The organism is Curtobacterium sp. 314Chir4.1 (genome assembly GCF_900215175.1).
Taxonomy (GTDB): domain Bacteria; phylum Actinomycetota; class Actinomycetes; order Actinomycetales; family Microbacteriaceae; genus Curtobacterium; species Curtobacterium pusillum_A.
This window is the reverse complement of the sequence record NZ_OCMI01000002.1, coordinates 539,885-565,118: the sequence shown is the minus strand read 5'-3', so window position 1 is coordinate 565,118 and position 25,234 is coordinate 539,885. Positions and strand designations below refer to the sequence as shown.

General features: G+C 70.0%; 25 protein-coding genes. 12 read left to right on the top strand and 13 right to left on the bottom strand.

What is annotated here, in order from left to right:
• Nucleotides 1-194: 194 nt before the first annotated feature.
• The 3 genes from CRP27_RS07615 to CRP27_RS07605 are packed head-to-tail and all read right to left on the bottom strand — an operon-like array spanning nucleotide 195 to nucleotide 4,779.
• On the bottom strand, nucleotides 195-1,187 hold the full coding sequence (locus CRP27_RS07615; protein ID WP_097180350.1) for an XdhC family protein: 993 nt from the start codon (nucleotides 1,185-1,187) through the stop codon (nucleotides 195-197).
• Nucleotides 1,187-3,964 (bottom strand): molybdopterin cofactor-binding domain-containing protein, encoded by a 2,778-nt coding sequence (locus CRP27_RS07610; RefSeq protein WP_097180078.1) that lies wholly within the window; start codon nucleotides 3,962-3,964, stop codon nucleotides 1,187-1,189. Before CRP27_RS07610 ends, CRP27_RS07615 begins: the two co-directional genes overlap by 1 nt.
• Nucleotides 3,961-4,779 (bottom strand): xanthine dehydrogenase family protein subunit M, encoded by an 819-nt coding sequence (locus tag CRP27_RS07605; protein ID WP_097180077.1) that lies wholly within the window; start codon nucleotides 4,777-4,779, stop codon nucleotides 3,961-3,963. The genes CRP27_RS07610 and CRP27_RS07605 overlap by 4 nt, the downstream gene beginning before the upstream one ends.
• A 284-nt stretch (nucleotides 4,780-5,063) precedes the next feature.
• Between CRP27_RS07605 and pucL the strand changes: the two genes are divergently transcribed.
• Complete coding sequence (gene pucL / locus CRP27_RS07600; RefSeq protein WP_097180349.1) at nucleotides 5,064-6,008, top strand: factor-independent urate hydroxylase; 945 nt, start codon at nucleotides 5,064-5,066, stop codon at nucleotides 6,006-6,008.
• The gene (locus CRP27_RS07595) at nucleotides 5,981-6,613 is read left to right on the top strand and encodes an NTP transferase domain-containing protein (protein ID WP_255257475.1); all 633 of its coding nucleotides are present in this window, start codon (nucleotides 5,981-5,983) and stop codon (nucleotides 6,611-6,613) included. Before pucL ends, CRP27_RS07595 begins: the two co-directional genes overlap by 28 nt.
• 35 nt (nucleotides 6,614-6,648) lie before the next feature.
• Here the strand turns inward: CRP27_RS07595 and CRP27_RS07590 are convergent, their stop codons facing one another.
• The 5 genes from CRP27_RS07590 to CRP27_RS07570 all read right to left on the bottom strand — a co-directional run bounded on the left by CRP27_RS07590 (nucleotide 6,649) and on the right by CRP27_RS07570 (nucleotide 11,937).
• Entirely contained in the window at nucleotides 6,649-7,743 is a 1,095-nt protein-coding gene (locus CRP27_RS07590; RefSeq protein WP_097180076.1) for an alkene reductase, read from the bottom strand.
• Between the two features lie 52 nt (nucleotides 7,744-7,795).
• Nucleotides 7,796-8,008: a hypothetical protein gene (locus CRP27_RS07585; protein ID WP_176505501.1), complete on the bottom strand. Its 213-nt coding sequence runs from the start codon at nucleotides 8,006-8,008 to the stop codon at nucleotides 7,796-7,798.
• Between the two features lie 51 nt (nucleotides 8,009-8,059).
• Nucleotides 8,060-8,503 (bottom strand): MarR family winged helix-turn-helix transcriptional regulator, encoded by a 444-nt coding sequence (locus tag CRP27_RS07580; RefSeq protein ID WP_079236819.1) that lies wholly within the window; start codon nucleotides 8,501-8,503, stop codon nucleotides 8,060-8,062.
• Nucleotides 8,504-8,629: 126 nt separating this feature from the next.
• Nucleotides 8,630-11,224: an MMPL family transporter gene (locus tag CRP27_RS07575; protein WP_097180074.1), complete on the bottom strand. Its 2,595-nt coding sequence runs from the start codon at nucleotides 11,222-11,224 to the stop codon at nucleotides 8,630-8,632.
• Between the two features lie 74 nt (nucleotides 11,225-11,298).
• Nucleotides 11,299-11,937, bottom strand: coding sequence for a TetR/AcrR family transcriptional regulator (locus tag CRP27_RS07570; RefSeq protein ID WP_145954364.1), 639 nt, complete (start codon nucleotides 11,935-11,937; stop codon nucleotides 11,299-11,301).
• 158 nt (nucleotides 11,938-12,095) lie between these two features.
• Here CRP27_RS07570 and CRP27_RS07565 point away from each other — a divergent pair, with 158 nt between their 5' ends.
• From CRP27_RS07565 to CRP27_RS07555, 3 genes are all read left to right on the top strand, one after another.
• Nucleotides 12,096-13,577 (top strand): mannitol dehydrogenase family protein, encoded by a 1,482-nt coding sequence (locus CRP27_RS07565; protein ID WP_097180073.1) that lies wholly within the window; start codon nucleotides 12,096-12,098, stop codon nucleotides 13,575-13,577.
• A 93-nt stretch (nucleotides 13,578-13,670) separates the two neighbouring features.
• Nucleotides 13,671-14,366: a YafY family protein gene (locus tag CRP27_RS07560; protein WP_097180072.1), complete on the top strand. Its 696-nt coding sequence runs from the start codon at nucleotides 13,671-13,673 to the stop codon at nucleotides 14,364-14,366.
• Nucleotides 14,367-14,460: 94 nt separating this feature from the next.
• Nucleotides 14,461-14,832: a VOC family protein gene (locus CRP27_RS07555; protein ID WP_097180071.1), complete on the top strand. Its 372-nt coding sequence runs from the start codon at nucleotides 14,461-14,463 to the stop codon at nucleotides 14,830-14,832.
• Between the two features lie 310 nt (nucleotides 14,833-15,142).
• On the opposite strand, the gene CRP27_RS07550 is transcribed toward CRP27_RS07555, so the two are convergent.
• A complete protein-coding gene (locus tag CRP27_RS07550; protein WP_141399713.1) occupies nucleotides 15,143-15,955 on the bottom strand; it encodes a hypothetical protein in 813 nt (270 codons plus the stop codon).
• A gap of 261 nt (nucleotides 15,956-16,216) precedes the next feature.
• On the opposite strand from CRP27_RS07550, the gene CRP27_RS18440 reads away from it, so the two are divergent.
• The 3 genes from CRP27_RS18440 (at nucleotide 16,217) to CRP27_RS07535 (ending at nucleotide 17,768) form a co-directional block, all read left to right on the top strand.
• On the top strand, nucleotides 16,217-16,747 hold the full coding sequence (locus tag CRP27_RS18440) for a hypothetical protein (protein WP_255257474.1): 531 nt from the start codon (nucleotides 16,217-16,219) through the stop codon (nucleotides 16,745-16,747).
• Nucleotides 16,748-16,800: 53 nt separating this feature from the next.
• Nucleotides 16,801-17,073 (top strand): DUF4190 domain-containing protein, encoded by a 273-nt coding sequence (locus CRP27_RS07540; protein WP_141399712.1) that lies wholly within the window; start codon nucleotides 16,801-16,803, stop codon nucleotides 17,071-17,073.
• Between the two features lie 149 nt (nucleotides 17,074-17,222).
• Nucleotides 17,223-17,768 (top strand): hypothetical protein, encoded by a 546-nt coding sequence (locus tag CRP27_RS07535; RefSeq protein WP_097180068.1) that lies wholly within the window; start codon nucleotides 17,223-17,225, stop codon nucleotides 17,766-17,768.
• Nucleotides 17,769-17,792: 24 nt separating this feature from the next.
• Here CRP27_RS07535 and CRP27_RS07530 read toward each other — a convergent pair whose 3' ends face one another.
• Nucleotides 17,793-18,533, bottom strand: coding sequence for a nucleoside phosphorylase (locus tag CRP27_RS07530; protein ID WP_097180067.1), 741 nt, complete (start codon nucleotides 18,531-18,533; stop codon nucleotides 17,793-17,795).
• Between the two features lie 519 nt (nucleotides 18,534-19,052).
• On the opposite strand from CRP27_RS07530, the gene CRP27_RS17955 reads away from it, so the two are divergent.
• The 4 genes from CRP27_RS17955 (at nucleotide 19,053) to CRP27_RS07515 (ending at nucleotide 23,069) form a co-directional block, all read left to right on the top strand.
• Nucleotides 19,053-19,493: a hypothetical protein gene (locus CRP27_RS17955; protein WP_141399711.1), complete on the top strand. Its 441-nt coding sequence runs from the start codon at nucleotides 19,053-19,055 to the stop codon at nucleotides 19,491-19,493.
• Nucleotides 19,494-19,569: 76 nt separating this feature from the next.
• Nucleotides 19,570-20,445, top strand: a complete 876-nt coding sequence (locus CRP27_RS07525; protein ID WP_141399710.1) for a hypothetical protein — start codon at nucleotides 19,570-19,572, stop codon at nucleotides 20,443-20,445.
• A 174-nt stretch (nucleotides 20,446-20,619) separates the two neighbouring features.
• Nucleotides 20,620-21,132 carry a hypothetical protein gene (locus CRP27_RS07520; protein WP_097180065.1) on the top strand — a complete coding sequence of 171 codons (513 nt, stop codon included), beginning with the start codon at nucleotides 20,620-20,622 and terminating at the stop codon, nucleotides 21,130-21,132.
• Between the two features lie 167 nt (nucleotides 21,133-21,299).
• Nucleotides 21,300-23,069, top strand: a complete 1,770-nt coding sequence (locus CRP27_RS07515; RefSeq protein WP_097180064.1) for a choice-of-anchor D domain-containing protein — start codon at nucleotides 21,300-21,302, stop codon at nucleotides 23,067-23,069.
• An 88-nt stretch (nucleotides 23,070-23,157) separates the two neighbouring features.
• Here CRP27_RS07515 and CRP27_RS07510 read toward each other — a convergent pair whose 3' ends face one another.
• Genes CRP27_RS07510 through CRP27_RS07500 form a run of 3 tightly spaced genes read right to left on the bottom strand, consistent with a single transcriptional unit; the run spans nucleotide 23,158 to nucleotide 25,116 of the window.
• On the bottom strand, nucleotides 23,158-23,727 hold the full coding sequence (locus tag CRP27_RS07510) for a GNAT family N-acetyltransferase (protein WP_097180063.1): 570 nt from the start codon (nucleotides 23,725-23,727) through the stop codon (nucleotides 23,158-23,160).
• Nucleotides 23,724-24,098 carry a VOC family protein gene (locus tag CRP27_RS07505; protein WP_097180062.1) on the bottom strand — a complete coding sequence of 125 codons (375 nt, stop codon included), beginning with the start codon at nucleotides 24,096-24,098 and terminating at the stop codon, nucleotides 23,724-23,726. Before CRP27_RS07505 ends, CRP27_RS07510 begins: the two co-directional genes overlap by 4 nt.
• A gap of 25 nt (nucleotides 24,099-24,123) precedes the next feature.
• On the bottom strand, nucleotides 24,124-25,116 hold the full coding sequence (locus CRP27_RS07500; protein ID WP_097180061.1) for an alpha/beta hydrolase: 993 nt from the start codon (nucleotides 25,114-25,116) through the stop codon (nucleotides 24,124-24,126).
• Nucleotides 25,117-25,234 lie beyond the last annotated feature (118 nt).

Sequence of the window (25,234 nt, the reverse complement as noted above, 5' to 3'; positions counted from 1 at the left end):
GTCGCGCACGTTCCTTCCCAGAACGGGTGCGGTGGAAAGCGTGAACGGGCGTACCTGGTCGAAACTTCCGACCAGGTACGCCCGGTTCGACCGGATACGCCCGGATCGACCAGGTACGCCCGGATCGACCGGGTACGCCCGGATCGACCAGGTACGCCCGGATCGCCCGGATCGACCAAGTACGCCCGGCCCGCTCAGCCCGTCGCCACCGGGCGGCGGTGGATGGGACCGGACCCGTCGACGAGCGCACCGCCGCCGGCGCCCGTCCGCACCGCGATCACCTCGGCCATGATCGCCACCGCCATCTCGGCCGGCGTCGACGCACCGATGTCGAGCCCGATCGGGGACCGCAGCCGGTCGGTGTCCGGTGTGCCGAGCGCCCGGAGCTCCTCCGTCCGGCGCGCGTTCGTCGCGCGGGAGCCCATCGCCCCCACGTACCCGGCGCCCCGTCGGAGTGCGGAGTCGATCACGGCGGCGTCGAACCGGTCGTCGTGCGAGAGCACCACGACGGCCGTCGTCGCGTCCACCGGCAGCGCCTCGAGCACGCGTGTCGGCCAGCCCACGATGCGTTCGTCGGCGGCCGGGAAGCGTTCGTCGGTCAGGAACACCGGGCGCGGGTCGACGACCGTCACGGCGTAGCCGAGCACCGCGGCCGCGTTCGTCAGGGCCACGGCGAACTCGACGGCGCCCACCACGATGCACCGCGGCCGGACGTCCGCACGCTCCACGAAGACGCGACCGCGGCAGCCGTCGGGGACGTGCACGACCGCGCCGAGCGTCGGGGGGTCGAGCGAGAGGCCGAGTGACGTCGGCATCCCGGTCGCCGCGCGCCGGAGCGCGTCCACGACGTCGGCGTCGTCGGGACGGACGCGACGGACCAGGACCTCGACGCGACCGCCGCAGCGGAGCGCCGGAGCCCAGATCGCGTCGACGTCGTCCGGATCGTCGTCGAACCCGAAGCGTTCGAGCACCGCGTCGCCGGTCTCGAGGACCTGTTCCGCGGTGTCGAAGAGCGCCCCCTCGACGCACCCGCCGGAGATGGTGCCGACGACCTGTCCGCCGGGCAGGACGGCCATCGACGAGCCGACGCCGGTCGGTGCGCTGCCCGTCATCGCGACGGCCGTCGCGACGACCACGGGGTCCCCTGCGTCGAGGGCTGCCAGGAGGCGCGGTGCCAGTTCGAACATCACGCACCCCCGGCGTCGGTCGCGTCCTGGAGCATCGCCCAGACCCGGTCGCGCGTCATCGGCAACCGGTGGGGGCGCACGCCGACGGCGTCGCGCACCGCGTTCGCGACGGCCGGCGCGACCGGGTTGTACGGCGCCTCGCTCATCGACTTCGCGCCGAGGGGGCCGAGCGGGTCGTGGGTGTCGGCGAAGCGGACCTCGGTGCGGGGCACGTCGGAGATCTTCGGCACCCGGTACGCCCGGAACGCGTCGGTCGTCACCCGACCGGTGTCGTCCAGTACGACCTCCTCGTACAGCGTCGAGCCGATCGCCTGCGCGGCGCCGCCCTCCACCTGGCCGCGGAGCTGCTCCGGGTTCAGGACGGTGCCGGCGTCGACCGCCTGCACGCTGTGCAGCACGCGGACCTCGCCCGTCGGCCGGTGCACCGCCACCCGGGCTCCGTGCACGGTGAACGCGAGCGACCGTGGCGTGCCGTCGTGGCTGCCGTGCGCGACGAGCGGACCGTCGGCGAGCAACTCGGCGTGCCCGACGAGCTCCTCCCCGATCCGGACGCCGTCGGGCCCGACCGAGACCGCCGGCCCGAGCGGCCCCGACGCGGTCCGGGGGGTCCGGGCGGCGACGATCCCGAGGGCGCGCCCGGTCATGTCCTCCCGCAGTGCCTGCGCCGCGGCGTACAGGGCCTTGCCGGCGACCACGACCCCGGCGGACCCGAACGCCCCGGTGTCGTGCCGGGCCGCGTCGGTGTCGGACTGGTGCACGTCGACCCGGTCCGTGGTGGTGCCCAGGGCGGTGGCGACGAGCTGCGTGTGCACCGTCGTGGTCCCGTTGCCGAACTCGGCCGTGCCGACACCGATGCGGTAGCGGCCCTCCGCCGTGGCCTCGACCGACACGTGCGCGTGGTGCCCGCGCGGGGGCATGGTCGCGATCGCCGCGAGGGCGACCCCGGTGCCGTACGCCCAGTCGTCGGAGTCGTCCAACGGCGGACCGTCCATCCGGGGGACCTCTGGCACCGGCGCGCGGAGGGCGTCCTCCACCAGGTCGATGCACTGGTCGAGTCCGTAACTGCCCTCCCAGCGCAGGTCGTCCTGCTCGTCCGGGTCCGTGACCACGAGGGGGTCGCCGGGGACCACGACGTTCCGCCGCCGCAGGTCGAGCGGGTCGATGCCGAGCTCCCGGGCGAGCTCGTCCATGGCGGACTCGATCGCGAACACGACCTGGCCGAGCCCGTACCCGCGGAACGCCCCGGACGGCAGGTTGTTCGTGTACACGGACTCCGCGTCCACACGCTTCGACGGGCACCGGTAGACGGCGACGGACTCGCTGACGGAGTGGAACATGACGCCGACGCCGTGGTTGCCGTACGCGCCGGTGTCCATCGTCTGGTCGACGTGCAGCGCCGCCAGGTGCCCGTCGGCGTCGGCCCCGAGCCGGACCCGCACACGCATCGGGTGCCGGGTCGGGGCGATCGTGAACTCGTCACGGCGACTGAACTCGTACTGCACCGCGCGACCGGTCCGCAGCACCGCGAGGGTGACCAGGTCCTCGGTCAGCAACTCCTGCTTGCCTCCGAACCCACCGCCGACGCGCTTCGCGACCACACGGACACGGCTCGGGTCGAGACCGAACACGTGCGCGATCTCGTCCCGCACCAGGAACGGGACCTGCGTCGCGGTCCGGAGCACGAGCCGTCCGTCCGGGTCGAGGGACCCGCGGGTCGCGTGGGTCTCGAGCGCGGCGTGCGAGACACGGCCCGTCGTCCAGGTGCCCTCGACGGTGGCCGCGGCGGTCGCCAGGGCCGCCTCGACGTCGCCCGTCTCGCCGTGCAGGGCGGCGACCACGTTGCGCCCCGGCTCAGCGATCCGGTGCTCCTCCGTCGTCTTGTCGCCGTGCAGGAGCGGAGCGCCGGCGGCACGGGCCGCGTCCGGGTCGTGCACGCTCGGCAGCACCTCGTAGCGCACCCGCACGAGGGCGCAGGCCTGCTCGGCGATCCGGACACTGTCCGCGACGACGGCGGCCACACGCTGCCCGCGGAAGCGGAGCACCCGGTCGAGCACCCGGGTGTCGTCCGGGTCGTCCAGGCGGGACTCGTGCCGGCCCGTGGAGAACAGCACGCCGGGGTCGTCGTGGTGGGTGAGGACGGCGTGCACACCCGGCAGGGCTTCGGCCTCCGCCGTGTCGATCGACACGATGCGGGCGTGCGGGTGCGGGCTGCCGAGGACCGCGAGGTGCAGCAGCCGCTCCGTCCGCCGCACGTCGAGCGTGTACTCCTCGCGCCCGGTCACGATCGCCATCGCGGCGGGAGCCGCGACCGACGTGCCGATCGCCTGGCCGGCCGGTGCGCACGACGTGTTCGCGACCCCGTCCAGGGCGTCCTCGATCGCCCGGTACCCGGTGCACCGGCAGAGGTTGCCCTTCAACGCGCGGTGCCGGTCGGCCAGGGCGTCCTCGTCGAGCGTGGACGCCGTGACGACGTACCCGGCGGTGCAGAAGCCGCACTGGAAGCCCGGGGCCTCGGCGAACGCGCGCTGCACGGGGTGCGGGTCCTCCGGCGTGCCGAGCCCGGCCGCCGTGGTGACCGCGCGACCCGCCATCCGGTGCGCCGGCGTGATGCAGGAGTGGACCGGCACACCGTCGACGAGGACCGAGCACGCGCCGCAGTCGCCCGCGTCGCAGCCCTTCTTCACGGACGTCACACCGTGCTCGCGGAGCAGGGTGCGGAGGACCTGACCTGGCTGTGGTTCGGCGTCCACCGTCGCGCCGTCGACCTCGAACCTCATGCCGCACCGCCCGTCGTCCCGCGCGCCTCGGCGACGAGCTCCGCCGCGAACCGCCGGGTCACCGCGCGACGCCAGTCGGGTGAGCCGTGCGGGTCGTCGTACCAGGCGTCGTGGGCCTCCAGCCGTGCGTCGACCTCCGCGGCGGTCGGGACCCCGGGGTGGCGGAGCACGAGCGGACGCGGCGTCGCGCCGGTCACGACGAGGACGAATCCCGACGCCGACCACCGTGCCGTGACGAGCGCGCCGGTCCGGCCGTGGGGGCTGAGGGACACCCGGCGGAACCCGGTGCGTGCCTCGAGGGCCGCTCGTGGCACGTCGAACGCCCGGATGACCTCACCCGGCGCGAGGTCGGTCGTCCGCGGCCCGGTGACCAGTTCCGCCACCGGGACCCGGCGCTCCCCGCCGCCCGGGGTCCAGACCTCCGCGACCGCGTCGAGCGTCACGAGCAGCGCGGTGATCGCCCCCGCCGGCAACGCGACTGCGACGTTGCCGCCGACGGTCGCCTGGTTCCACACCTTGAACGACGCGAGCAGGGCGTTGGCGCACCGGTCGACGAGCGGCCAGGCGGCCCAGTCGTCTCGGGGGACCACACGACGCAACGAGGCGATCGTGCACGTCGCCGCGATCCGGAGTCCGTCCGGGGTCGGCTCGGTGTCGCGCCACCCCAGTGCGGTGAGGTCGACGAGCCCGGTCAGACCGGGCTGCTCCTCCGAGTACAGCCAGGTGCCGCCGGCGAGCGGCTGCTCACCGGGACCGAAGGAGAGGTCGTCGCGGTGCGACGGTGTCCGCACGGTGCGGACGGAGACGAGGTCCATTGCAGGGTCCGATCGGGATGGGGGAGCGGATGTCGATGGCGCCGTCGGACCGTCGTCCGTGCGCGATCATCCCGCGGTTCCACGCCGAGGACCGCCGGGGTGCGGATGTGTGCGCCACGGGGCCCTCCTCGATCGGGTGCGTCGTGGCGGCAACGTTATGGAACGGGTGTTTCCGTGTGGTTACGGGCGTTCGACGGGTGCGTCACGACCGGGCCGCAGCCGCTGACGGAGCTCGTGACCTGTTCGACCCACCGCCGAAACACACGGGTGTCATCGTCACCTCCATGGAGATCACCGACGTGCAGCCAGTCCCCACCACCACGACCGTCCACCTCGGTGCGAACCAGTACGGCAAGGCCGAGGTCCGGCTCGTCCGGGTCACACGCGACACCGACCGGCACGAGATCGAGGACCTGACCGTCACGACGCAGTTGCGCGGCGCGGCGCTCGCCGACTCGTACACCGAGGGCGACAATGCCAAGGTCGTCGCGACGGACACGCAGAAGAACACGGTCTACGCCTTCGCGAAGGAGCACGGGGTGGGGACGCCGGAGGACTTCCTCCTGCGACTCGGCCGGCACTTCAGCACCGCCTTCGACTGGTACGACGGTTCGACCCTGTCCGCCGAGCAGCACACGTGGGAGCGGATCGTCGTCGACGGCCGGGAGCACGACCACTCGTTCGTCCGGGCCGGCCGCGGCACCCGCACGGCCGTGGTGCAGGTCGACGGCGACGACGTGCACGTGCTCGCCGGGGTCACCGACCTCACGGTCCTGAAGTCGACGGGCAGCGAGTTCCACGGGTTCCCCCGCGACGGCTACACGACGCTCGCGGAGACCGACGACCGGATCCTCGCGACCTCGGTGACGGCACGCTGGCGGTACACGCCCGAGGCCGTGGCCGCCGGCATCGACTACGACGCGCTGTACGCCGGGGTCCTCGACCGGATGCTCGCGACCTTCGCCGACCTGCACTCCCTGGCGCTGCAGCAGACCCTGTTCGCGATGGGCCGCACGGCGATCGAGGCGTTCCCCGAGATCGCCGAGGTCCGGTTCTCGATGCCGAACAAGCACCACTTCCTGGTCGACCTCGCGCCGTTCGGTCTGGACAACCCCGGCGAGGTGTTCTACGCCGCCGACCGCCCCTACGGCCTGATCTCCGGGACCGTCGTGCGGGACGGCGTCGCCGAGGCGCCGGCCGCGTGGCAGTCGGTCCCGGCGTTCGTGTGACCGAGGCGGTCGGCGTCCTGCTCGCCGCCGGCGCCGGTACGCGGATGGGCCGGCCGAAGGCGCTCGTCACCGACCCGGACGGCACCCCGTGGCTGCACGTCGGTGTCGACGCCCTCCTCGACGGCGGCTGCGACCGGGTCGTCGTCGTCCTCGGCGCCGCGGCGGAGCGTGCGCGACCGCTCCTTCCACGACGGGACGGCGTGACCGTCGTCGTCGCCGAGGACTGGGCCGCGGGCCCGGGTGCGTCCCTCGTCGCCGGGCTCACCGCGGTCACCGGGTCGGCGACGGCCTGTGTCTCCCTCGTCGACCTGCCCGGACTCCCCGCGGCCGCCGTCCGGCGGGTGCTCGGCGACGGCGGCGGCCCGACGACGCTCCGTCGTGCGGTCTTCGGGGCCCGACCGGGGCACCCCGTGCTCGTCGGCTCGGCGCACCGGGCATCGCTCGTCTCGGCGGTCGCAGCGGACCCGGGGGACCGTCGTGCGGGTCTGTGGTTGCGGCGAGCGGGCGTGGCGCCGGTCGACTGCACGGACCTCTGGGACGGCACCGACCGTGATCGTCCGACTGCGAGCGGTCTCTCCACAGACGGGAGGCGCGGTGCCGGCTGACACCGCGCCTCCCGTCGATCAGGCGGTTGCGTCGACTACGCGACCCGCTCGCGCACCTCGGCCAGCGTCGGGTAGTCGGTGTAGCCCTCGGCACCCTGGCCGTAGAACAGCTCCGGACGCGGCTCGTTGAGTTCCGTGTCGTGCTCCCAGCGGTGGGCGAGGTCCGGGTTGGCGATCGCGGCGCGACCGACTCCCACGGCGTCCGCGTGGCCGTCCTCGACGAGGGCGAGTGCCTCGTCGCGGGTGGTCAGCGCGCTGAAGCCGGAGTTGGCGATGAACGGCGCCCGCACGGTGCGGCGGATGTGCTGCACGAGGTCGCCCGTCGGTTCGGCGTGCAGGACGTCGACGAAGGCGAGTCCGAGCGGCGCGAGCCCCTCGGCGATGGCGGTGTAGACGGCACGGACGTCGGCCGGGTCGTCCTCGATGACGCCCTGGATGCCGTGCTCCGGGGAGAGGCGGATGCCGGTGCGGTCGGCGCCGATGGCCTCGGCGACGGCGGTGGTGACCTCGATCGCGAAGCGGGCCCGGTTCTCGGGCGAGCCGCCGTACTGGTCGGTGCGGGTGTTCGACGCGGAGGAGGTGAACTCGTGCACGAGGTACCCGTTGGCACCGTGCACCTGGACGCCGTCGAGTCCCGCGGCGACGGCGTTGCGCGCGGCCTGGACGAAGCCCTGGACGGCTTCCTGGACCTCGTCGGTCGTCAGCTCGTGGGGGACCGGCATGTCGACCTTCGACCCGTCGGCGAGGTGGGTCTGGCCGGGTGCAGCCAGGGCCGAGGGGGCGACGATCCGCGGGGTCTGCGAGATGTCGGTGTGCGAGACGCGGCCGCCGTGCATGAGCTGCATGACGATGGTGCCGCCCGCGGCGTGCACGGCATCGGCGACCCGACGCCAGCCGGCGATCTGCTCCTCGGTCTCGATGCCGGGCTGGCCGGGGTACGAGCGGCCCTCCTGCACGGGCCAGGTGCCCTCGGTGACGATCAGGCCGAGGCCGGCGCGCTGCGCGTAGTGCTCGACGAGCAGGTCGTTCGGGACGCCGTGCTCGCCGGCGCGCACGCGGGTGAGCGGCGCCATGACGATGCGGTTCGACAGGGGGAGTGCGCCGAAGTCGGCGGGTTCGAAGAGCTTCACGCCCGGCTGGAACGACGTGTTGCTCGGTGCAATTCCCGCGCGCAGGGGATCGTCAGGATCGCGGGCAGACGAGCGTGGACGAGCGCACCTGCCCCTCCGGGCGGATCACCTGGTGCAGCGAGAGGGGCTGACCGCAGATCGGGCAGCCGCGGTCGATCGTGCGGTCGTCGATGCCCTCGGGGTGCCCGGCGCCGATCTGGGACGGCCCCATCTTGGCGATGAGCGTGCTGTTCCACCGTTCGTACCACTGTCCGAAGCGACCCACGGTCCGTCCTTTCGTTCGTGCACGAACCATTGTGCCACGAATGGCTCCGGATCACACGGTGTCGACGCGTTCGAGGAGCTCGGTGAGCTCGTCCTTGAGGGCCTCGAGTCGAGCCAGGGGCCAGCCGAGCCGGTCGGCCACCGCGAGGGGGACGGCTCGAGCGCGGTCGCGGAGTGCCCGGCCGGCCGTGGTCAGCGAGACCTCGAGCTGGCGTTCGTCGGCGGCGCTCCGCGAGCGTCGGACGTAGCCGGAGGCCTCGAGCCGCTTGAGCAGTGGGCTCAGGGTGGCGGAGTCGAGCCGCAGTTCGCGGGCGATCTCGCGGACCGAGCGGGGGTCGCGTTCCCACAGCGCGAGCATCACGAGGTACTGCGGGTGGGTGAGGCCCATGGGGTCGAGCAGGTCGCGGTAGAGCCCGATGACGCTCCGGCTGGTCGCCGCGAGCGCGAAGCAGAGCTGCCGGTCGAGGGCGAGCGGGTCGACGTCGGTCTCGGTCATCCGCCCACCATACCGTTCGCCCACGAAGCGTCGCGGCGCGCGATCGCGCGGGGGTGCGCCGCAACCGCCTGGAGGCGCGGGTCGACCCACGTGGGTCGACCCGCGCCTCCAGGCTGGGTGCGTCGACTACGCGCGGTGCGCCGGCGGGTGCCCCGACTCGTGCGCGTGCGCGTCCGGCTCCACGGGCAGCGCGTGCGACCCGGTGTGGGTGCTCTCGTGCCCGGCGACCGGGTGCGACCGCTCGAGCTTCGCGCCCTCCACGTCGACGTCCGGCACGATCCGGTCGAGCCACTTCGGGAACCACCAGGCGCTCGTGCCGAGCAGGTGCATCGCGGCCGGGATGAGCAGCATCCGGACGACGAACGCGTCCACCAGGACACCGAACGCCAGGCCGAACCCGATCGGCTTGATGGTGGAGGAGTCTGAGAAGATGAAGCCCGCGAACACCGAGATCATGATGATCGCGGCCGCCGTGACCACGGCGCGGCCGGCGTGCAGGCCGCGCTGGACCGCCACCTTGGCCGAGGCGCCGTGGGCGTAGGCCTCACGCATGCCGGACACCAGGAACAGCTGGTAGTCCATCGCGAGTCCGAACAGGATGCCGATCTCGATGATCGGCAGGAAGCTCAGGATCGGTGCGGGGTCGTGCACCCCGAACACGCTGCCGAGCCAGCCCCACTGGTAGATCGCGGTCAGGCCGCCGAACGACGCCATCACCGACAGGATGAAGCCCGCCGTCGCGGTGATCGGCACCAGGAACGACCGGAACACGATGATGAGGATGATCAGCGACAGGCCGACGACCACCACCAGGTAGAGCGGCAGGACGTCCGCGAGCTTCTCGGACACGTCGATGTTCGCCGAGGCGTTGCCGGCGACGCCGAGCGTGGCCTTCCCGCCGTCGACGGTGACGTCCTGCGCGCGGAGGTCCTTCACGAGCGTCTCGGTGGAGACACTGTCCGGGCCGCCGGCGGGCTTGACCTGGAACGCGATGATGTCGCGGTCCTTCGAGGCGCCGATCGGCAGGACGGCCTTGACGTCGTCGTTCTTCGCCAGGGCCTCGCCGATCGTGACCTCGGTCGCGGTGACGTCGTCCTTGCTGACCGCCTTCGGCAGGGTCGCGACGACCAGGAGCGGGCCGTTCTGGCCGGCGCCGAACTCCTCGTCGAGCGCCTTGTACGCCTTGTACTGGCTGGAGTCGACCGACTCGGACGCACCGGTCGGCAGGCCGAGGCGCATCTGCGTGGCCGGGAGGGCGATCGTGCCGAGGACCGCGACGCCGGCGACGAGCGTGATGACCGCGCGCCAGGTCGACATGGGCTTGTTCGGCACCCGCGTCGAGTCGGTGTTGCCGATCTTCGCGCGCTCCTTCTTCCGGAGGATCCGCATGCCGATGAGCGACAGCAGCGCCGGGGTGAAGGACGTGGCGATGAGGATCGCGAAGAACACCGCGACCGCGCCGACCGTGCCCATCAGGCCGAGGAACGGGATGCCCGTGATGTTCAGCGCGAGCAGGGCGACGATGACGGTTGCACCCGCGAAGACCACGGCGTTGCCGGAGGTGCCGTTCGCGAGCCCGATCGACTCGTGCACCTGCATGCCCTGCTTCAGCTGGGTCCGGTGTCGGTTCAGGATGAACAGCGAGTAGTCGATGCCGACCGCCAGGCCCAGCATCACCCCCAGCACCGGCGTCACCGAGATGAACTCGACGAGGCTCGAGAACGACAGGGCGGCGAGCGAGGCCACCCCGACGCCGAGGACGGCGCTGACGAGCGGCACGGCGGCGCCGATGATCGTGCGGAGCATGAGGAACAGCACGATCGCGGCGATGACCACGCCGATGATCTCACCGGGGCCGAGGATCGACGGGACGCCCTGCGCGATGTCGTTCGAGACGTACACGCTCACGCCGCTGATGTCGGCGTCGTCCGCCTTGTCGGCGATCGCGGTCTTGGTGTCCGCGGGGACCTCGAACGTCGACTTCGTGAACTGCACGGTGCCGATGACGGCGCTGCCGTTCGACGACACGAACCGGATGTCCTTCGACAGGTCGAGCAGTCGCGCGTTCTCGTCGAGCGTCTGCTTCGCGTCGGCGAGCTTGGTCTTGCCGTCGTCGAGCTTCTGCTGCGATGCGTCGATCGTCTGCTGCTGCGCGTCGAGCTGCTGCTGGGCGGCGTCGAGCTGCGCCTGCGCGGCGCTCTGGGCGGCACCGGTGAGGGCGGCCACCTGCTGCTTCTGCGCGTCGAGCTGCTTCTGGGCCGCGGCGATCTGCTGCTTCCCGGAGTCGATCTGCTTCTGGCCGTCGGAGATCTGCGACTCCTGGTCGGCGATCTGCGCCTGACCGTCGGTGATCTTCTGGCGGCCGTCGTCGAGCTGCTTCTGGGTGTCGAAGCCGCTCGTGGCGCCCTTGACCCCGTCGAGCTGCTCGATGTCCTTCAGGAAGTCCGCGACGTCGGACTTCTGCGTGTCGGTGAACGCCTTGCCGTTCTTCGTCTCGAAGACGATCGTCCCGTTGCCGCCGTTCGCGGACGGGAACTTGTCGGCCAGCTCGTCCTGCACCTGACTGGTCTTGGTGTTCGGGATGGTGATCGACGACGAGATCGTCCCGGCGAAGAGCGTGTACGTGACGCCGGCGATGCCCATGATCACCACCCAGGCGATGATCACGAGCCAGTGGCGTCGTGCGGAGAACCGTCCGAGACGGTAGAGGAGACCGGCCATGCGGTTGCCCCGTTCCTTTCGTGTCAGGTGCTGTGGAGGAGGTGGGGTGCGCCGGTGAACCCCTGGAGGTGGAGTCAGTCGGTGGGCATGTAGCCGCTGCGGACGCTGTGCACGAGGCGGGCGAGCAGGGCGTCCCAGGCGTCGAGCGCGTCCTGGTCGAGCCGGGGGCCGGTCGTCGTGAGCCAGTGCTCGGCGATGACGACGATCCCGCTCATCAGGGACTCGACGAGCAGGGCGGCGTCGAGGGAGTCGGCGGCCGGGTGGCGTCGGGCGACCTCTTCTCGGAGGCGCTCGGTGACCCGGGCGAACGCGGTCTGGGTGAGGACGGCAGCCTTCGGGTCGTCCTTGCCGGGGTCGCCGAGGATCCGGTACATGCCGGCGATGGCTGGCGCCAGGTCCGCGCCACGGGCCGCCGACTCGAGTTCGTCGAACATCGAGGCCCGGCTGCCGTCGCCGACCGGGGTCTTCGCCATGTCGGCCAGGAAGCGGTCGATGATGACCGAGAGCTCCTGCTCGCACACGGCCAGCAGGACCTCGTCGAGGGACCCGAAGTGGTTGAAGACCGTCCGGCGTGCGATGTCCGCCCGCGATGCCAGGTCGTCGACGCTGAACCCGCGGCCGCCGCGCTCCTCGACGAGGTCGCGCGCTGCCTGCAGGATCGCCGCTCGGTGCTTCGCCTTCAGGGCAGCGCGGCGGTCGATCGACAGGGTCACGATGAGCACACTAGGTGCATCGATGCACTCGGTGCAACGAGTAGGAGTGCATCCTCAGGTTCGTACCCCGGAGGGTTCTGCTCACCTAGAAACGATGTGCAGCACAACTGTGCGTGGTTGACTGGCCCGAGCACGTTCGCCGTACGAAGGAGTACCCGATGCCCGTCCGCCTGTCCCCGGAGACCCTCGACGAGATCGCCGCGAGCGGTGTCGCCGTCCCGACCTACGACCGCGACGGGATCACCGCCGGCATCGTCCACTTCGGCGTCGGCGGCTTCCACCGAGCCCACCAGGCGATGGTGGTCGACCGGCTCCTGCAGCAGGGCGAGGCCCGCGACTACGGCATCTGCGGTGTCGGCGTGCTCGAGCAGGACCGTCGGATGGCGACCGCGATGGCCGAGCAGGGCGGCCTGTACACGCTCGTCCTCAAGCACCCGGACGGCACCCGGGAGTCTCGCGTCATCGGCAGCATCGTCGACTACCTGCTCGCCGTCGACGACCCGGACGCCGTCGTCGAGAAGATGGCGCACCCGGACACGAAGATCGTCAGCCTGACCATCACCGAGGGCGGCTACAACTTCGACCACGTGACCGGCGAGTTCGTCGCCGATGAGCCCGGCGTCGCAGCCGACCTACGGGGTGACGCGCCGCCGCGCACCGTGTTCGGGCTCGTCGTCGAGGCGCTCCGCCGACGCCGTGACCGCGGGACGGAGCCGTTCACGGTGATGTCGTGCGACAACATCCAGGGCAACGGCCACGTGGCGCGCGACATGTTCACCGCCTACGCCCGCCTGCAGGACCCCGCGTTCGCCGACTGGATGGACGAGCACGTGTCGTTCCCGAACTCGATGGTGGACCGGATCACCCCGGTCACCGCCGACGAGGACCGTGCCTGGGTGCGGGACGAACTCGGCATCGAGGACGCCTGGCCCGTCGTCGCCGAGCCCTTCTTCCAGTGGGTGCTCGAGGACGACCACCCCGCCGGACGCCCGCCGTACGAGCAGGCCGAGGTGCAGCTCGTCGACGACGTCGAACCGTACGAGCTCATGAAGCTCCGGTTGCTCAACGCGTCGCACCAGGGTCTCTGCTACTTCGGGTACCTCTCCGGCTACCGCTACGCCCACGAGGCCACACAGGACCCGGCGATCGCGACCTTCCTGCGCCGCTACATGGACGAGGAAGGAACGCCGACGCTCACGCCCGTCCCCGGCATCGACCTGGAGGACTACAAGTCCACCCTCATCGAGCGCTTCCAGAACCCCGAGGTCCGCGACACGCTCGCACGCCTCTGCGCCGAGTCGAGCGACCGCATCCCGAAGTGGCTGCTGCCCGTCGTCCGCGAGAACCTCGCGTCCGGTGGGCCCGTCACGCTGTCCGCCGGGATCGTGGCGTCCTGGGCGCGGTACGCCGAGGGCACCGACGAGTCCGGCGAGCCGATCACCGTCGTCGACCGCCTGGCCGATCAGCTCACGGCGATCGCGAAGACCCAGCGCGACGACCGACTCGCCTTCATCGCGAACCGGCAGGTCTTCGGGGACCTCGTCGACGACGAGCGCTTCGTCGCGGCGTACCGCGACGCCCTCGACGGGCTCATCACCGAGGGTGCGCACGCGACGGTGACGCGCCTGTCGCGTTCCTGAGACGCGACCGACGATCGGACTGGAGGCGCGGTGTCAGCTGGCACCGCGCCTCCAGGCTGTCAGCCGTCGCGTCCAGGGCGCTATGGTCGCGTCGTGAACCGGACCGACCGCCTGTACGCGCTCGTCGAGGCGCTGCGCGCCGCCGCACCCGAGCGCCGGAGCGCACGTCGGCTCGCCGAGGACTTCGGCGTCAGCACACGCACGGTCGAACGAGACCTCGTCTCACTGCAGGAGGCCGGGGTCCCGATCTGGGCCGAACCGGGACGCACGGGCGGCTACACGATCGACGCGCGCGCCACGCTCCCACCGCTCGGGTTCACGGTCGAGGAAGCCCTCGCCGTGGCGATCGGCCTCGCGACCCTCGGGAACAGCCCGTTCCGCGAAGCCGCCCGGAACGCCGCCCGGAAGGTCACGGCGGTCCTCACCGAGGACGACGCCCGACGAACGGCACGCCTCGCCGGCAGGGTCCACCTGCTCGAGGCCGGCGACCGGGTGCCCGCACCGACGGCGCTCGCAGCAGCACTCACCCGGGGCCGTGTCGTGCGGATGCGCTACCGCGACCGAGCCGGAGCCGAGTCCGAGCGGACCGTCGAACCGCTCGGGTACATTGGCAAGGGCGAGGACTGGTACCTCGTCGCCTGGTGCCGGCTGCGCGACGGCGTCCGGGCGTTCCGCGGCGACCGGGTCCTCGCCGTCGAGGAGACCGACGAGGCCGCCCCGCCACGAGTGGTCCGGGTCGAGGAGCTCGACATCCCGCACGGGGTGCTCCGGCCCGTCCTCGGCGACTGACCCGACCGATCCGGGAAACACCGACAGGACGCTGTCGCACCGGGCGAGGATGCTCGACCCGGGCGGTCACCGAGGCCGCCCGGGAAGGCACACCATGGAGTTCGCATCGATCCGGATCATCACCGAGGACCTGGACGGGATGGTCGCGTTCTACGAGCGCGTCACCGGGACCGCCGCGCGGCGTCCGGCGCCGGTGTTCGCGGAGATCGTGACCGGTGGAGCCGTCCTGGCGCTCGGGACGCCCGCGACCGTCGGGATGCTCGGGGACGCCGCGCCGACCGCGGCGTCGAACGGGAGCGTCATCGTCGAGTTCCTCGTGGAGGACGTCGATGCTGCGTTCGAACGGCTCCGCGACGGGCTCGGCGATGTGGTGCTGCCGCCGTCCACGATGCCGTGGGGCAACCGGTCGACGCTGTTCCGGGACCCGGACGGGAACCTGGTGAACCTGTTCAGCCGTCCGGTCTGACCAGGCGCGCCACGAACTGCTCCGTCGGGCCGTCGGCCCTGAACGTCGTCGCGCTCGTCGAGACGGTCCGGGGCCATGACGTGCTCGGACGCTGCGCGTCTGGGGGTCCTCCTCCTGGCTCGTCGTGACGTTGACGCAGGAGGTCGCGGGCAGAGCAACGGCCAACGAGGAAGGGTCTCGGTCGTGTTCGTTTGGCGGGCCGCTGTCGCGAACGACTGCGGACCACCCATGTGAGACAGCGCCAGCGGCCAGCAGCATGGGTGGGGTGACCCGGTGAACCGGGGCGCCGGGACGATCATCGGGGGACCGGCTATCGAGACGTGTTCCGGGTCTCGTGCAGCTCGAGTAGGCGGGCGACGAGGGTCAGGGCCGCGTCGTAGAACATGGCAAGTGTCACTACCGATGTTGTGAGCTCGAACGAGGCTGAACCACCGACGAAGGGACTGAGCTGCTTCTGTTCCAGGACGCCCTGCATCATCGACGTGTTCCCGTGAGCGATTCCGCTGGCCATCTGCCAGAGGATCAGAGGCGGTTCCACGAGATGTGGCACGAGATCCGAGATCGACCCGAGACGTCCGGTGACGGATTCAACCTTTGATATCCGTGTGCCGCCGATCCCCGGACGCTGGTCGATGAGCTGTTCCACCCGGGCTTGCATCCGGTTGAACCCGGCGTCCTGCGCAGGGTCCTGGCCGAGCGCCGTCTTCACAGATCGAACCTGTCGGCGGTTGTCCCACGTCAGTGCGAGCGAGCGCAGCACGCGCTCGTCGCGGCTCTTTGGCGCGAGGATCCAGAGTCCCGTTCCACTCATTTCGATGGCACTGCGTACGAGGGTAAACAGGGCCATCGCGAGGATCTTCCCTCCGGAGTCTTCGACAGTCACCTGCACCGCCCGGAGGTGGTCAGTAGCGGCCACTAGCAGTCCGACCAGTTGATCCGGGATCGGGTTGTACCGCGTCGCTTCGCGGTCACCATCGAGTGATGAGCCCTCGCGCACCTCGAGGGACTCAATCTGTTGTTCCAGCGCGGTGAGCCGTGCGAAACCGAGTTGCAGGAACCGGAAGCCGCGCTGCGCGTCTTCATCAGATTCCCGGGTGTCGCGTGCGCTCTTCTGGTCACTCATGCAGTGAACGTATTGCAGCCACTCGCGCAGACAGGGCTTCAATCGTGGGCCGGTCCTTGTTTCGATCATGGTCATCTGACCGTGATGCCTTTCCTGCTCCGGACCCGTTGCCCGGTGGCGAGCTGTGCTGCGGCGCGTGCACGTGCGAGGTCCCGCTTTCCGGCGGCCTTCTTGATCTCGGAGGCGAGTGTGTAGAACGTGACGCTAGCGCCGGCCGCCAGTGAGTGGGGTAGTGGCGAGTTAGGCCGGAACGGCGCCGGAATGACAAAGAGCGTTACCGTCATCGAGCAGGATGAACCAGTTCTCGACATCGACGGGGGCAGCTCCTCGGTTGCGGAGGGTTACCTGGATGTACGGTCCCGCCGGTCCACCGGGAGCATTGATCAGGCGGATGCAGCTACGCCGATAATCATGCCGACGCTGGCGACGACGACCCCGATGATCGACAGCACGAACGCGGGTACAGCGAGTTGGTCTGCGGGCATGTGTTCGAGTCTTCCTGATGGATCGGCTCACGGACAGCGCCCTCCTACACTCTCCCTCGTGAGTAGATGGAGTCCTCGGCCACGCTTTTTCCGACGCCCGAAGCTTTTCGCTGGCGGGGAGGTATGGATCGTCCAGCACGACGAGTCACCCCACAACACGGTCCTGGGCGTCTTCGCCACGGACGACGAGGCGTACGCCTTCATGGACACGGTCAAGGACGACTACGAGAACGGCGTGATCTGTTCGAGCTTCTCGATTCCGTACCGGTCCACCGATGGCGCCGTTCGGTACCAGGCCAAGGACTGACGTTCAGTCCGGTGGCCGATCGTTGATCGGGACTGGGCCGATAAGTTGGAGTGATGACGTTGACTGCATCACCGAACCCGAGCGAGCAAGCGTCTCGCAACGAGCTGGCGGTCCTCGCATTCGTTCTGGCCTTCGTCATGGGCATCGTGGGGGTCATCCTCGGCGCTGTCGCTCTTCACCAGATCGCGGAAACGGGTCAGCGCGGTCGAAAGCTCGCGGTGGCAGCCATCATCATCGGAAGCATCCTGGCCATTGCCTTCATCGGCGGGGCCGTCACCATCTTCATTTCGATCGTCAATCAGCAGGGATGTACCTACCCCTGCTGATCTTCGACGCCGCGCCGTCGCGAGGGCGCGTACCTTCGCCCGCCAGGACTAGTCCGCAGAGCGATCCTCATAAGAGGCGTGCTAGTTACTCTTGAGCAGGCCAGGTCAGCTGAGAGGCGTTAGCGTGACTCCTGTCGTGAGGAGATCGTGTGGACGACGAGGCGAGAGAGTTGTTTCGTCTTGCGATGGCTGACCTGCGCGAAGTGACTGCGGCCCTGGTACTAGGCCTCTGCAGTAGCAGCGACGTCATCGCGCTAGCGGCGGATCTCGTCGCGGAAGGACACAACAGCCCGTCGCTGCTCGCCCTCGCCTCCCTCTATGCAAGCGCGACTTCTGCGGATGTCGTCGACCTCAGTTCAACGGTCCTCACCGAAGCGGGCGTCCCACCGCTTGACCGAGATGGTGAGGAGATCCCGCTTCTCGCCCTGCGGGTCGCGTGCCGACGCTTCCTGGACGGCGAGCTCTGCCTGCGCGAGTTCTCCTCCTGGGCTCACAACAGCATCGGACACGATGGCCCCGAAGCGGCGCAGACCCTTGTCGAAGTCGACGACGTGCTTGACGATTTGTACGCGACCCAGGGACTCACGGGCAGCTCCCAGCACCGCGCAGTCGAACGCCGCTACCGCGAGGAGGTCGCCCAGCTCGCTGCCACCTACCTTGCATCGACAGCCCCACGGCTGAAGCATGACCGGTAGCTGCGCTCTCCGTTCAACGATCAGCTACCGGACGCTGAGCTTGATCGCGGTTCGTAGCAGCGCGGCCCGACGGCTGGATCCCGTCCATGCTCGTTCTGCCCATACGTCGCCGGTTAAGTCGTCGCCGCTGTACAGGACGTGGCCGTAGCGGACCGCGCGGAACCGCGCGACGGCCGCGAGCGAAGCGGCCTCCATTTCGACAGCGACACATCCTTCCGCCCGCCGGCGAGCCATTCGTCCATGGGCCTCACGGAAGTCCGCGTCAGTGGTCCAGGTCACACCGGCGGCGGCCGGCAGTCCTGCTTCGACGCATCCGTTGACGAGACGTCGAACCTCGTCCTCGTTGAACTGCAGTAACCGACTCGCCGGGACGTAGTGGAACGACGTCCCCTCGTCTCGGATGGAACCCGAGACCACCAACACGTCGTCCTTCCCGAATGAGGGAGCGATCGCTCCCGCGCCCCCGACGGCGATCGCTGCACGCACCCCCGACGCGATCGCCTGTTCGAAGCAGTGGGCGCTCAACGGACCACCCACTCCTGGGTGAAACACGGCCACTTGCTGGCCGGGAGTCGCGTAGATCGCCATCCCGCCGAGCTGAGCGCTGAACTTCCCGATCCGCTCGAGCTCTCCGTGGCGCTCCATTTCTTCGATCGCTTCCGGGAAGAAGCAGAGGACCGCGGAGGACGGAAACCGCCCGTCAACGCGAACAGGAGAGGGTCGCACGATCGCGTCGTCGTCGAACTCGTTCAGCGGCAATCGCATGAGGCGAACGGTAGCCGATCGGCTACCGGACGGCTGCCATGTCCTGCACGGCGGGGTTCGCGCACAGTAGCGCGAGTTGCCCTAGTGCGAGCTTCGGGGACGGCACATGCCGCCGACGACTCCCACCATCATGCCGACCATCGAAATAGCGAGGCCGATGTGCCAAGAACCGGTGAGCTGGAGGACAAGCCCGACTACGAAGGCGAGCGCACCCAGGACGAGTGCCGCGAGCCAACCCGGAACCTTCATGAGCCGAGCTTGCCACTGTCGCCTCTTCGCGTCCGGTGGCCGATCGCTCATCGGACGTCGCCGTTGATGACCTCCGACATCGCCCGCAGCGAAGTGAGGCCTACGGACCCGGCCCGGCTTGAACGAGCAGCCACCCTCGCCATGCTGCGGGCAGGACGCTTCCTCACCGGGTAGATGCGCCTTGGGCGGGTTCCCGTGGATGCTACCGCCCCTCAGCGACCGGTCATTGTCTCGATGGATCGGCCACCGGGCGCATGGGAGGATCCGATCATGCTGAGTGACGATGCCATCGTTGAGGTTCTGCGCCGGCAAACAGCATGGCGCCTTCTCGACCCTCGGAAGAGCAGTCGGCTGGACTACCGACTCACGGACGTCCGCGCGCGAGACGGACACGTCCTCGACGTGCGCATCACACAGCGCGACGGCGAGTCCGCTTGTCTGCTCATCGGGATGCCCGCTTCCGGCTCGCATCAGTACTGGGTCTACGCCCGACCAGGGGATGCTGCTGACTGGGTCGGGCAACTCCTCACTTGGATCGACGAAGAGGTGTTCACCGACGGCTTGGGACCGGGACGCCTCCGGGAAGAACACGGAGGCGAGAGCTACGTCGTCGTCGCGAACTACGGATGGCACCAGACCGACACCGAAGAACACGCACGCCTCACCGCTGCCGCCGGACCCCGGGGATGGCACGGTGGCGGCTCCGTCTGACTGAGCGTCCTGGGTCGTTCCGGTAATCGATCGGCTTCCCTACAAGACGTCGCTGCTGCGGCGATACTGTGCGGTCATGGCTCTCATCTCGGACACCAGTCGAGGCGACTGGCTGCGCCAGCGCGCAGGACACTGGGCGACTGCGGGTGGGGTCGCGGGAACTGGGCTTGAGGCATATGCCCGGGTCCTGCACCCATTGCCCGCTCACCGGGAGGACCTCAGGGCGTTCGACGGCTGGGGAGGACATCCGATCGTCGAACATCGCGCGTGGACCTGGGCAGAGCTCGCAGCCCTGAACGGTCGACATGTGCATCCCCTCGTGCAGTGGGTGCGTCTGTCCGGAGAGGAGCCACCTCAGGGCATCGAGTTCGAGGACGGGTGGACCGTCGGTCCTCCAGAAGAGGGGCAGCTCGACTCGGCGATCCTCGCAGCACTCACGGAGCACCTCGGACGAGCCACCACCACGCCGGACGACCTGGTCGCAGCCGTGTGGAACGGCTGGGGCGACCTCAACGGCGGTTCCGCGTCAGGCTCTTTCGTGGTCGGGGAACCGAGCGAGGAACAGTTGCGACAGTTGCAAGAGCATGCGGAACGGCGACGGCTCCGAGAAGCCGCCGTCGCGGACGCATTGGGTGGTCCGACGTTCGAGTGGCCGGGACGGGAGTTCCACCTGATGTCCGCGTCCCTCGCTCTGTTCGCGGAGCCAGACTGGCTCGATACAGCTTCCGTCGACGTCTGGCCCGCCGCCGGGCACACGCCGCAGATGCTGTGGTCGGAGGACCACAGCTGGGTGCTCGCGACCGAGATCGACTGGGACTTCACCATCGTCGCCGGCAGCCACGGCCTCATCGACGGTGTGCTCGAAGACCCTCGTTTCGAGGCGTTCGCCATCGCCGACAGCGATGACCTGACCTGGTCGGGTGATGCGGTCAACTCAGGCGGACAGGCCTAGTGGTCACCATGCGTGAGTTCCGATAGCCGATCGTCTAACGAACGCTGGAGCGTGGGGCTTTCCCGAGAGTGAGCCCTTCCGAAGCTCGACAGGGTGCAATCACCCATAGCCGTGGGAGCAAGACCCCGCGATGATGGGGTGGCCGCGTCGTTGCACTACAGGCATGATCAACGAGTGCTGAACACTCGCCGCCGACTGACCGTCGCAGTTCTGACCATCGGCTCGGCGCTCCTCCTCGCCGGATGCACCAGTCACGGCACCGGGAACGGCCTCCCCAAGAACTACGGGCAGGACTGGCTCAGCCAGATGTCATCGCAGCTCGGTGGCGATCACGGCGGCGGTGGCGGGCAGCTGCTCGTCGACGACGAGAACACGAAGCAGGCCCGCGCAGCGATCACACTGGAGACCGAGCTCGCCGGCCCGTACGACGTCCTCGCCGTGTGCCGATCCACGGAGACGGTGCACCTCGCGATCCACGACATCACGACGAAGCACGACAAGTACGGCTACTCGTACGACACCGACGCGCTCATCGGCGACGCGAGCATCCACTGCGGAGCGACGACCCGCATCCCCATCGACGTGCCGAAGGGCCGCGACGGCATCACGCTCGAGGCGACCACCACCGACACCTCCGAGCGAGCACTGTTCGACGCGTTCATCGTCACACGTGGATCCGATCGGTGACGCTGACTCCGTAGCCGTGCGGCGGGAGGCTCCCGTCCGCACCACTGCGCACACCCTCCGTCGCATCCCAACCGAACCACCTGCGTCCGGCGCAACGAGGACGCTCGGGAGTAGCGTCTGCGGCGCCGCCTACCCGAGGCGCGCACGGGGACGGAACGGACCACGCAATGCAGCGCATCGCCCGCTCAGCAGCACTCGGTGCTGCCGTGCTTCTCACCGCTGGGCTCGTCGGCACGATCGGTGCCGGACCGGCCGAAGCAGCCACGCCGACCGGAGGGGTGCTGCAGATCCTCTCCCCGCACTACTCGGACCGCGGAACGCCGCAGTTCGCTGACGGGTCGAACGTGCAGCGGTACCTCTCCGACACCACCCGGGGCATCGACGCCCGGATGACTGTCTCGAGCACCAGTAGCGCGTCGTTCATCCTGACGCCACCGGACGACAAGCCGTTGACCACCGGGGTGTACCGCCTCGTCGGGCAGCAGCCGTACGGTGCGAAAGTGCCCACGTTGGCCATCAACGGGGAGTACCTGTACGGCGAGTTCGACATCGTCGACATCGCGTCCGACCCGAAGAACGGCACGATCACCCGCTTCGACGGCGTCGTGCCCGGCGTCGGTGAGTTCCGGTTCGGAGAGGACGCCGCCGCATCCGTGGTCTTCGGAGCTCGGAACGTCGTCTTCGCGAAGACGTTCATCGGACTGCCGAAGACGGTGCAGGTCGAGACGGTGCACAACACCGGTACCGCGGCTGTCGCGCTCGGCACGCCTGCAGTCGTCGGGGTGAACGCATCGTCGTTCTCGGTCAGCGGCAGCACCTGCAAGACCACCCTCGCTGCCGGCGCCACCTGCTCGTTCAGGGTCGGGTTCGCGCCGATGGCTCCCGGTCCTGCCACTGCTGCGGTGAGCATGAAGGTCGGAGCAACGACTCGTAGCGTGCCGCTCACCGGGTCCGCGTTCCTCGGAACGACCGGGATCACCTCATCCGGCAAGGGCATCGTCGACCAGGGCAAGACGACCAAGGTCACCGCGGCGAACACGGCCATGACGGTCGTTTCCGGCGTCTCCGGGTGGACGTTCAACGCGGACCGTCTCGACGGTTCCGGCAGCGCCCTCAACATCCGGCTCACGAGTCCGAACAGCCGGCCCCTTCCGGTCGGGACGACGAAGACCACCGTCAGCGGTGACTACAGCCTCGTCGACACGGTGAACTCCAGCGGTTGCGATTCGAACGGCACTGTCACCGTGAAGCAGTTCATCAACGACCCGGTGACCGGGCTGCCAGACACCGTGGACATGTCGTTCACCCAGTACTGCGACAACGGCGAGAAGTACCCGCAGACCGGCACGCTCCAGTGGCAGGCCCGCGCAGACGTCACGGCACCGGCAGCGCCGACCTCGGTCGCGGTCTCAGCGACGTCGCCGCGGAAGGTCACGTGGAAGGCGTCGGCGTCCAAGGACGCGAAGTCCGTCGTCGCCCGGCTCGTGCAGGGCTCCGGCGCGAACGCGACACCGCAGAGTGGCACCCCGCTGACCGTCACCGGGACCTCAGCGGCGGTGCCGTCAGTTCCCACGGGGCAGCAGTACACGGTGGCGTTGTTCGCCGTCGACGCGACCGGCAACGTCAGCAAGGCCGCCGTCGTCCGGTTCGGTACCGCTCCGGTGACGGTGATGACACCCGGCCGGCCGACCATCACCAGCACGACCAACGGCACCGGGTCCGCGACAGTGGCGTTCACCGCACCGGCCAGTGACGGCGGACTGCCGATCACCAGCTACGTGCTGTCCACCATGTACGGCTCGTACACGGTGAGCGGAACGTCGAGCCCGCTCACCCTCACCGGCCTGCCCTCTGGGAACAACATGGTGCGGGTCACCGCCGTCAACGCCGCCGGGAACGGCGCCGCCTCGTACACAGTACCCATCAGCCCGAAGTGACGCTCTCACGGGTCGGATGCCTTGGGCGGTTCGCGCCTGTCGACGTTCGTCGCGTGGCGGAGACGACCCGCGCCTCCAGGCCGGTGCCTCAGCGACCCCGTTCGCTGCTCGCGATGACGTCGTCGTCCCACGGGACGGGCGTCACCGTGCCCGATTCCCAGTCGCGCCGGAGCATCCCGTACGCGACCGACGCGACGGGTGCAGCGCCCTCGACCGGCCACGCTTCGCGGTAGTGCGCTTCCTTCACCCATCCCGCGCGGACGAAGACACGGCGCATCGCGACGTTGTCCTCCCGGGTCTGTCCCTCGAAGCGTGTGACGTCGCCCATCGTGCGGAACACGTGGTCGGTGGTCGCCCGGAGCGCCGGCACGCCGAGGCCCCGGCCGCGGAACCGGCCGGCGATGCGCAGGTCGAAGAGGGGAACGGGATCGGCGAGGTCCTCGAGTCGGACGATGCCGATGCGTCCGAGTTCGTCGTGCTCCAGCCAGTACGTGTCGTGTTCGTCGTCGCGGTAGGCGCCGGCGTCGATCGCGGCCTCGGCGTCCACGCGGGCGATCGTGCGGCGGACGTGGAACGGGAAGTCCTCGCCGGTCAGGAACGCGACGAGGTCCGCACGGTCGGCGCCGGTCGGGTCGAGCCGGGCGAGCGTGATCGTCACAGGTACGGCCTCGTGAGCAGCTCGACGTAGTGGCCCGAGGGGTCGAGGAGGTAGACGCCACGGCCGTCGTGCTCGGTGTTCGTCTCGCCCGGTCGCTGGCGCTGCGGGTCGGCCCAGTGCTCGCGGCCCTCGGCGGTGATGCGGGCGTAGGCGCGGTCGAAGTGCTCGTCGTCGAGCAGGAACGCGTAGTGCTGCGGCGGGAAGTCGATCGGGGGAGCGGCGAACTGCAGGAGCACGCCGTCGGGGAGCTGCAGGTTGGTGAACGGACCCCAGGACGGAGCCTCGGCTGCCTCGAGGAGGTCGACGAAGAACGCCGCGGACACCGCGGGCTCCTTCGCCGCGATGATCGTGTGGTTGAACGATGCGGTCATGGCGCTCAGGGTAACGGCCGACGGGTCAGCGCGGCAGGGACCTGGCCCACCGGTCGATCGACTCGTAGGCGTGTTCGCGCACGTCGGGCGTCGACAGCACGACGTCGTGCACGGCCCCGTGCAGCCGGCGGACCGTGACCTCGCTGCCGAGGGACAGGGCGCGGTGCGCGACGACGTCCACGTTGAGGGCGACGTCGGCCCGGGCCATCCCGTCGTCCCACCGCGGCTGCAGCATGCTCTTGTCGCTGAGCATCACGAGCACCGGGACCTCGAGCTCGAGGCCGGCCTCGACGGTGGCCTGGCCGTCGAACACCGCGGCGAGCCAGCCCGGGTGCAGCGGGAAGCCCCGGTCGGGCCGCCACTGCTGGTCGTAGGTCCACGAGCCCTCGCCCGCTGCTGAGACCGTCCGGGTGTAGAAGCCCGGGTCGACGGCCGGCATCGGGGCGAGCGGGTTCCGCCGTGCCCCGAGCTTGATCACCGGTGCCACGAGTGCCCGGCCGACCGCGCTCGCCTGGAACTCGAGCCACGGGCTGTTCAGGATGAGGCCGTCGACGCGCTCCGGGTGCCGTGCCGCCCACAGGGACAGGGTGAGCCCGCCGGTCGAGTGCCCCATCGGCACCAGTCGTCGACGGGAGTCGCCGTGGTGCTCGGCGGCGATCGCGTCGAGGGCGGCGCCGATGTCCTCGTCGTACGTGGCGAGGTCGTCGACGTTCCCCGGTGTCTGGTGCGGCCGGAGACTGCGCCCGTACTTGCGGAGGTCGAGTGCGTGGAACCGTGCCCCGAGTCGTTCGACCCGGTCGGCGAGCTCGACCTGGAAGAAGTAGTCCGACCAGCCGTGCACGTACAGGACGTCGACACCATGCAGCGGGCCGTGCGCGTGCAGCAGGAGGTCGGCGGGGGACCGGCGACGGCGGACCAGGGTCGCGACGACCGGCCCCTCGGAGTCCTCGCCCAGCGGGAGTTCGAGGCGTTCGAACGGCGCCCCGAGGACGTCCTCGTGCCAGCCGGAGTCCGCCATCCGTCGAGCGTATCCGCGCAGCCTCCGGGCCGTGCCGTGCGCCGGCCAGGTGGTACCGGGGTACCACCTGCGGTGCCGGAAGATGGGCGCTGGCGGCGATGTGGGCGAGGGGCGCGGA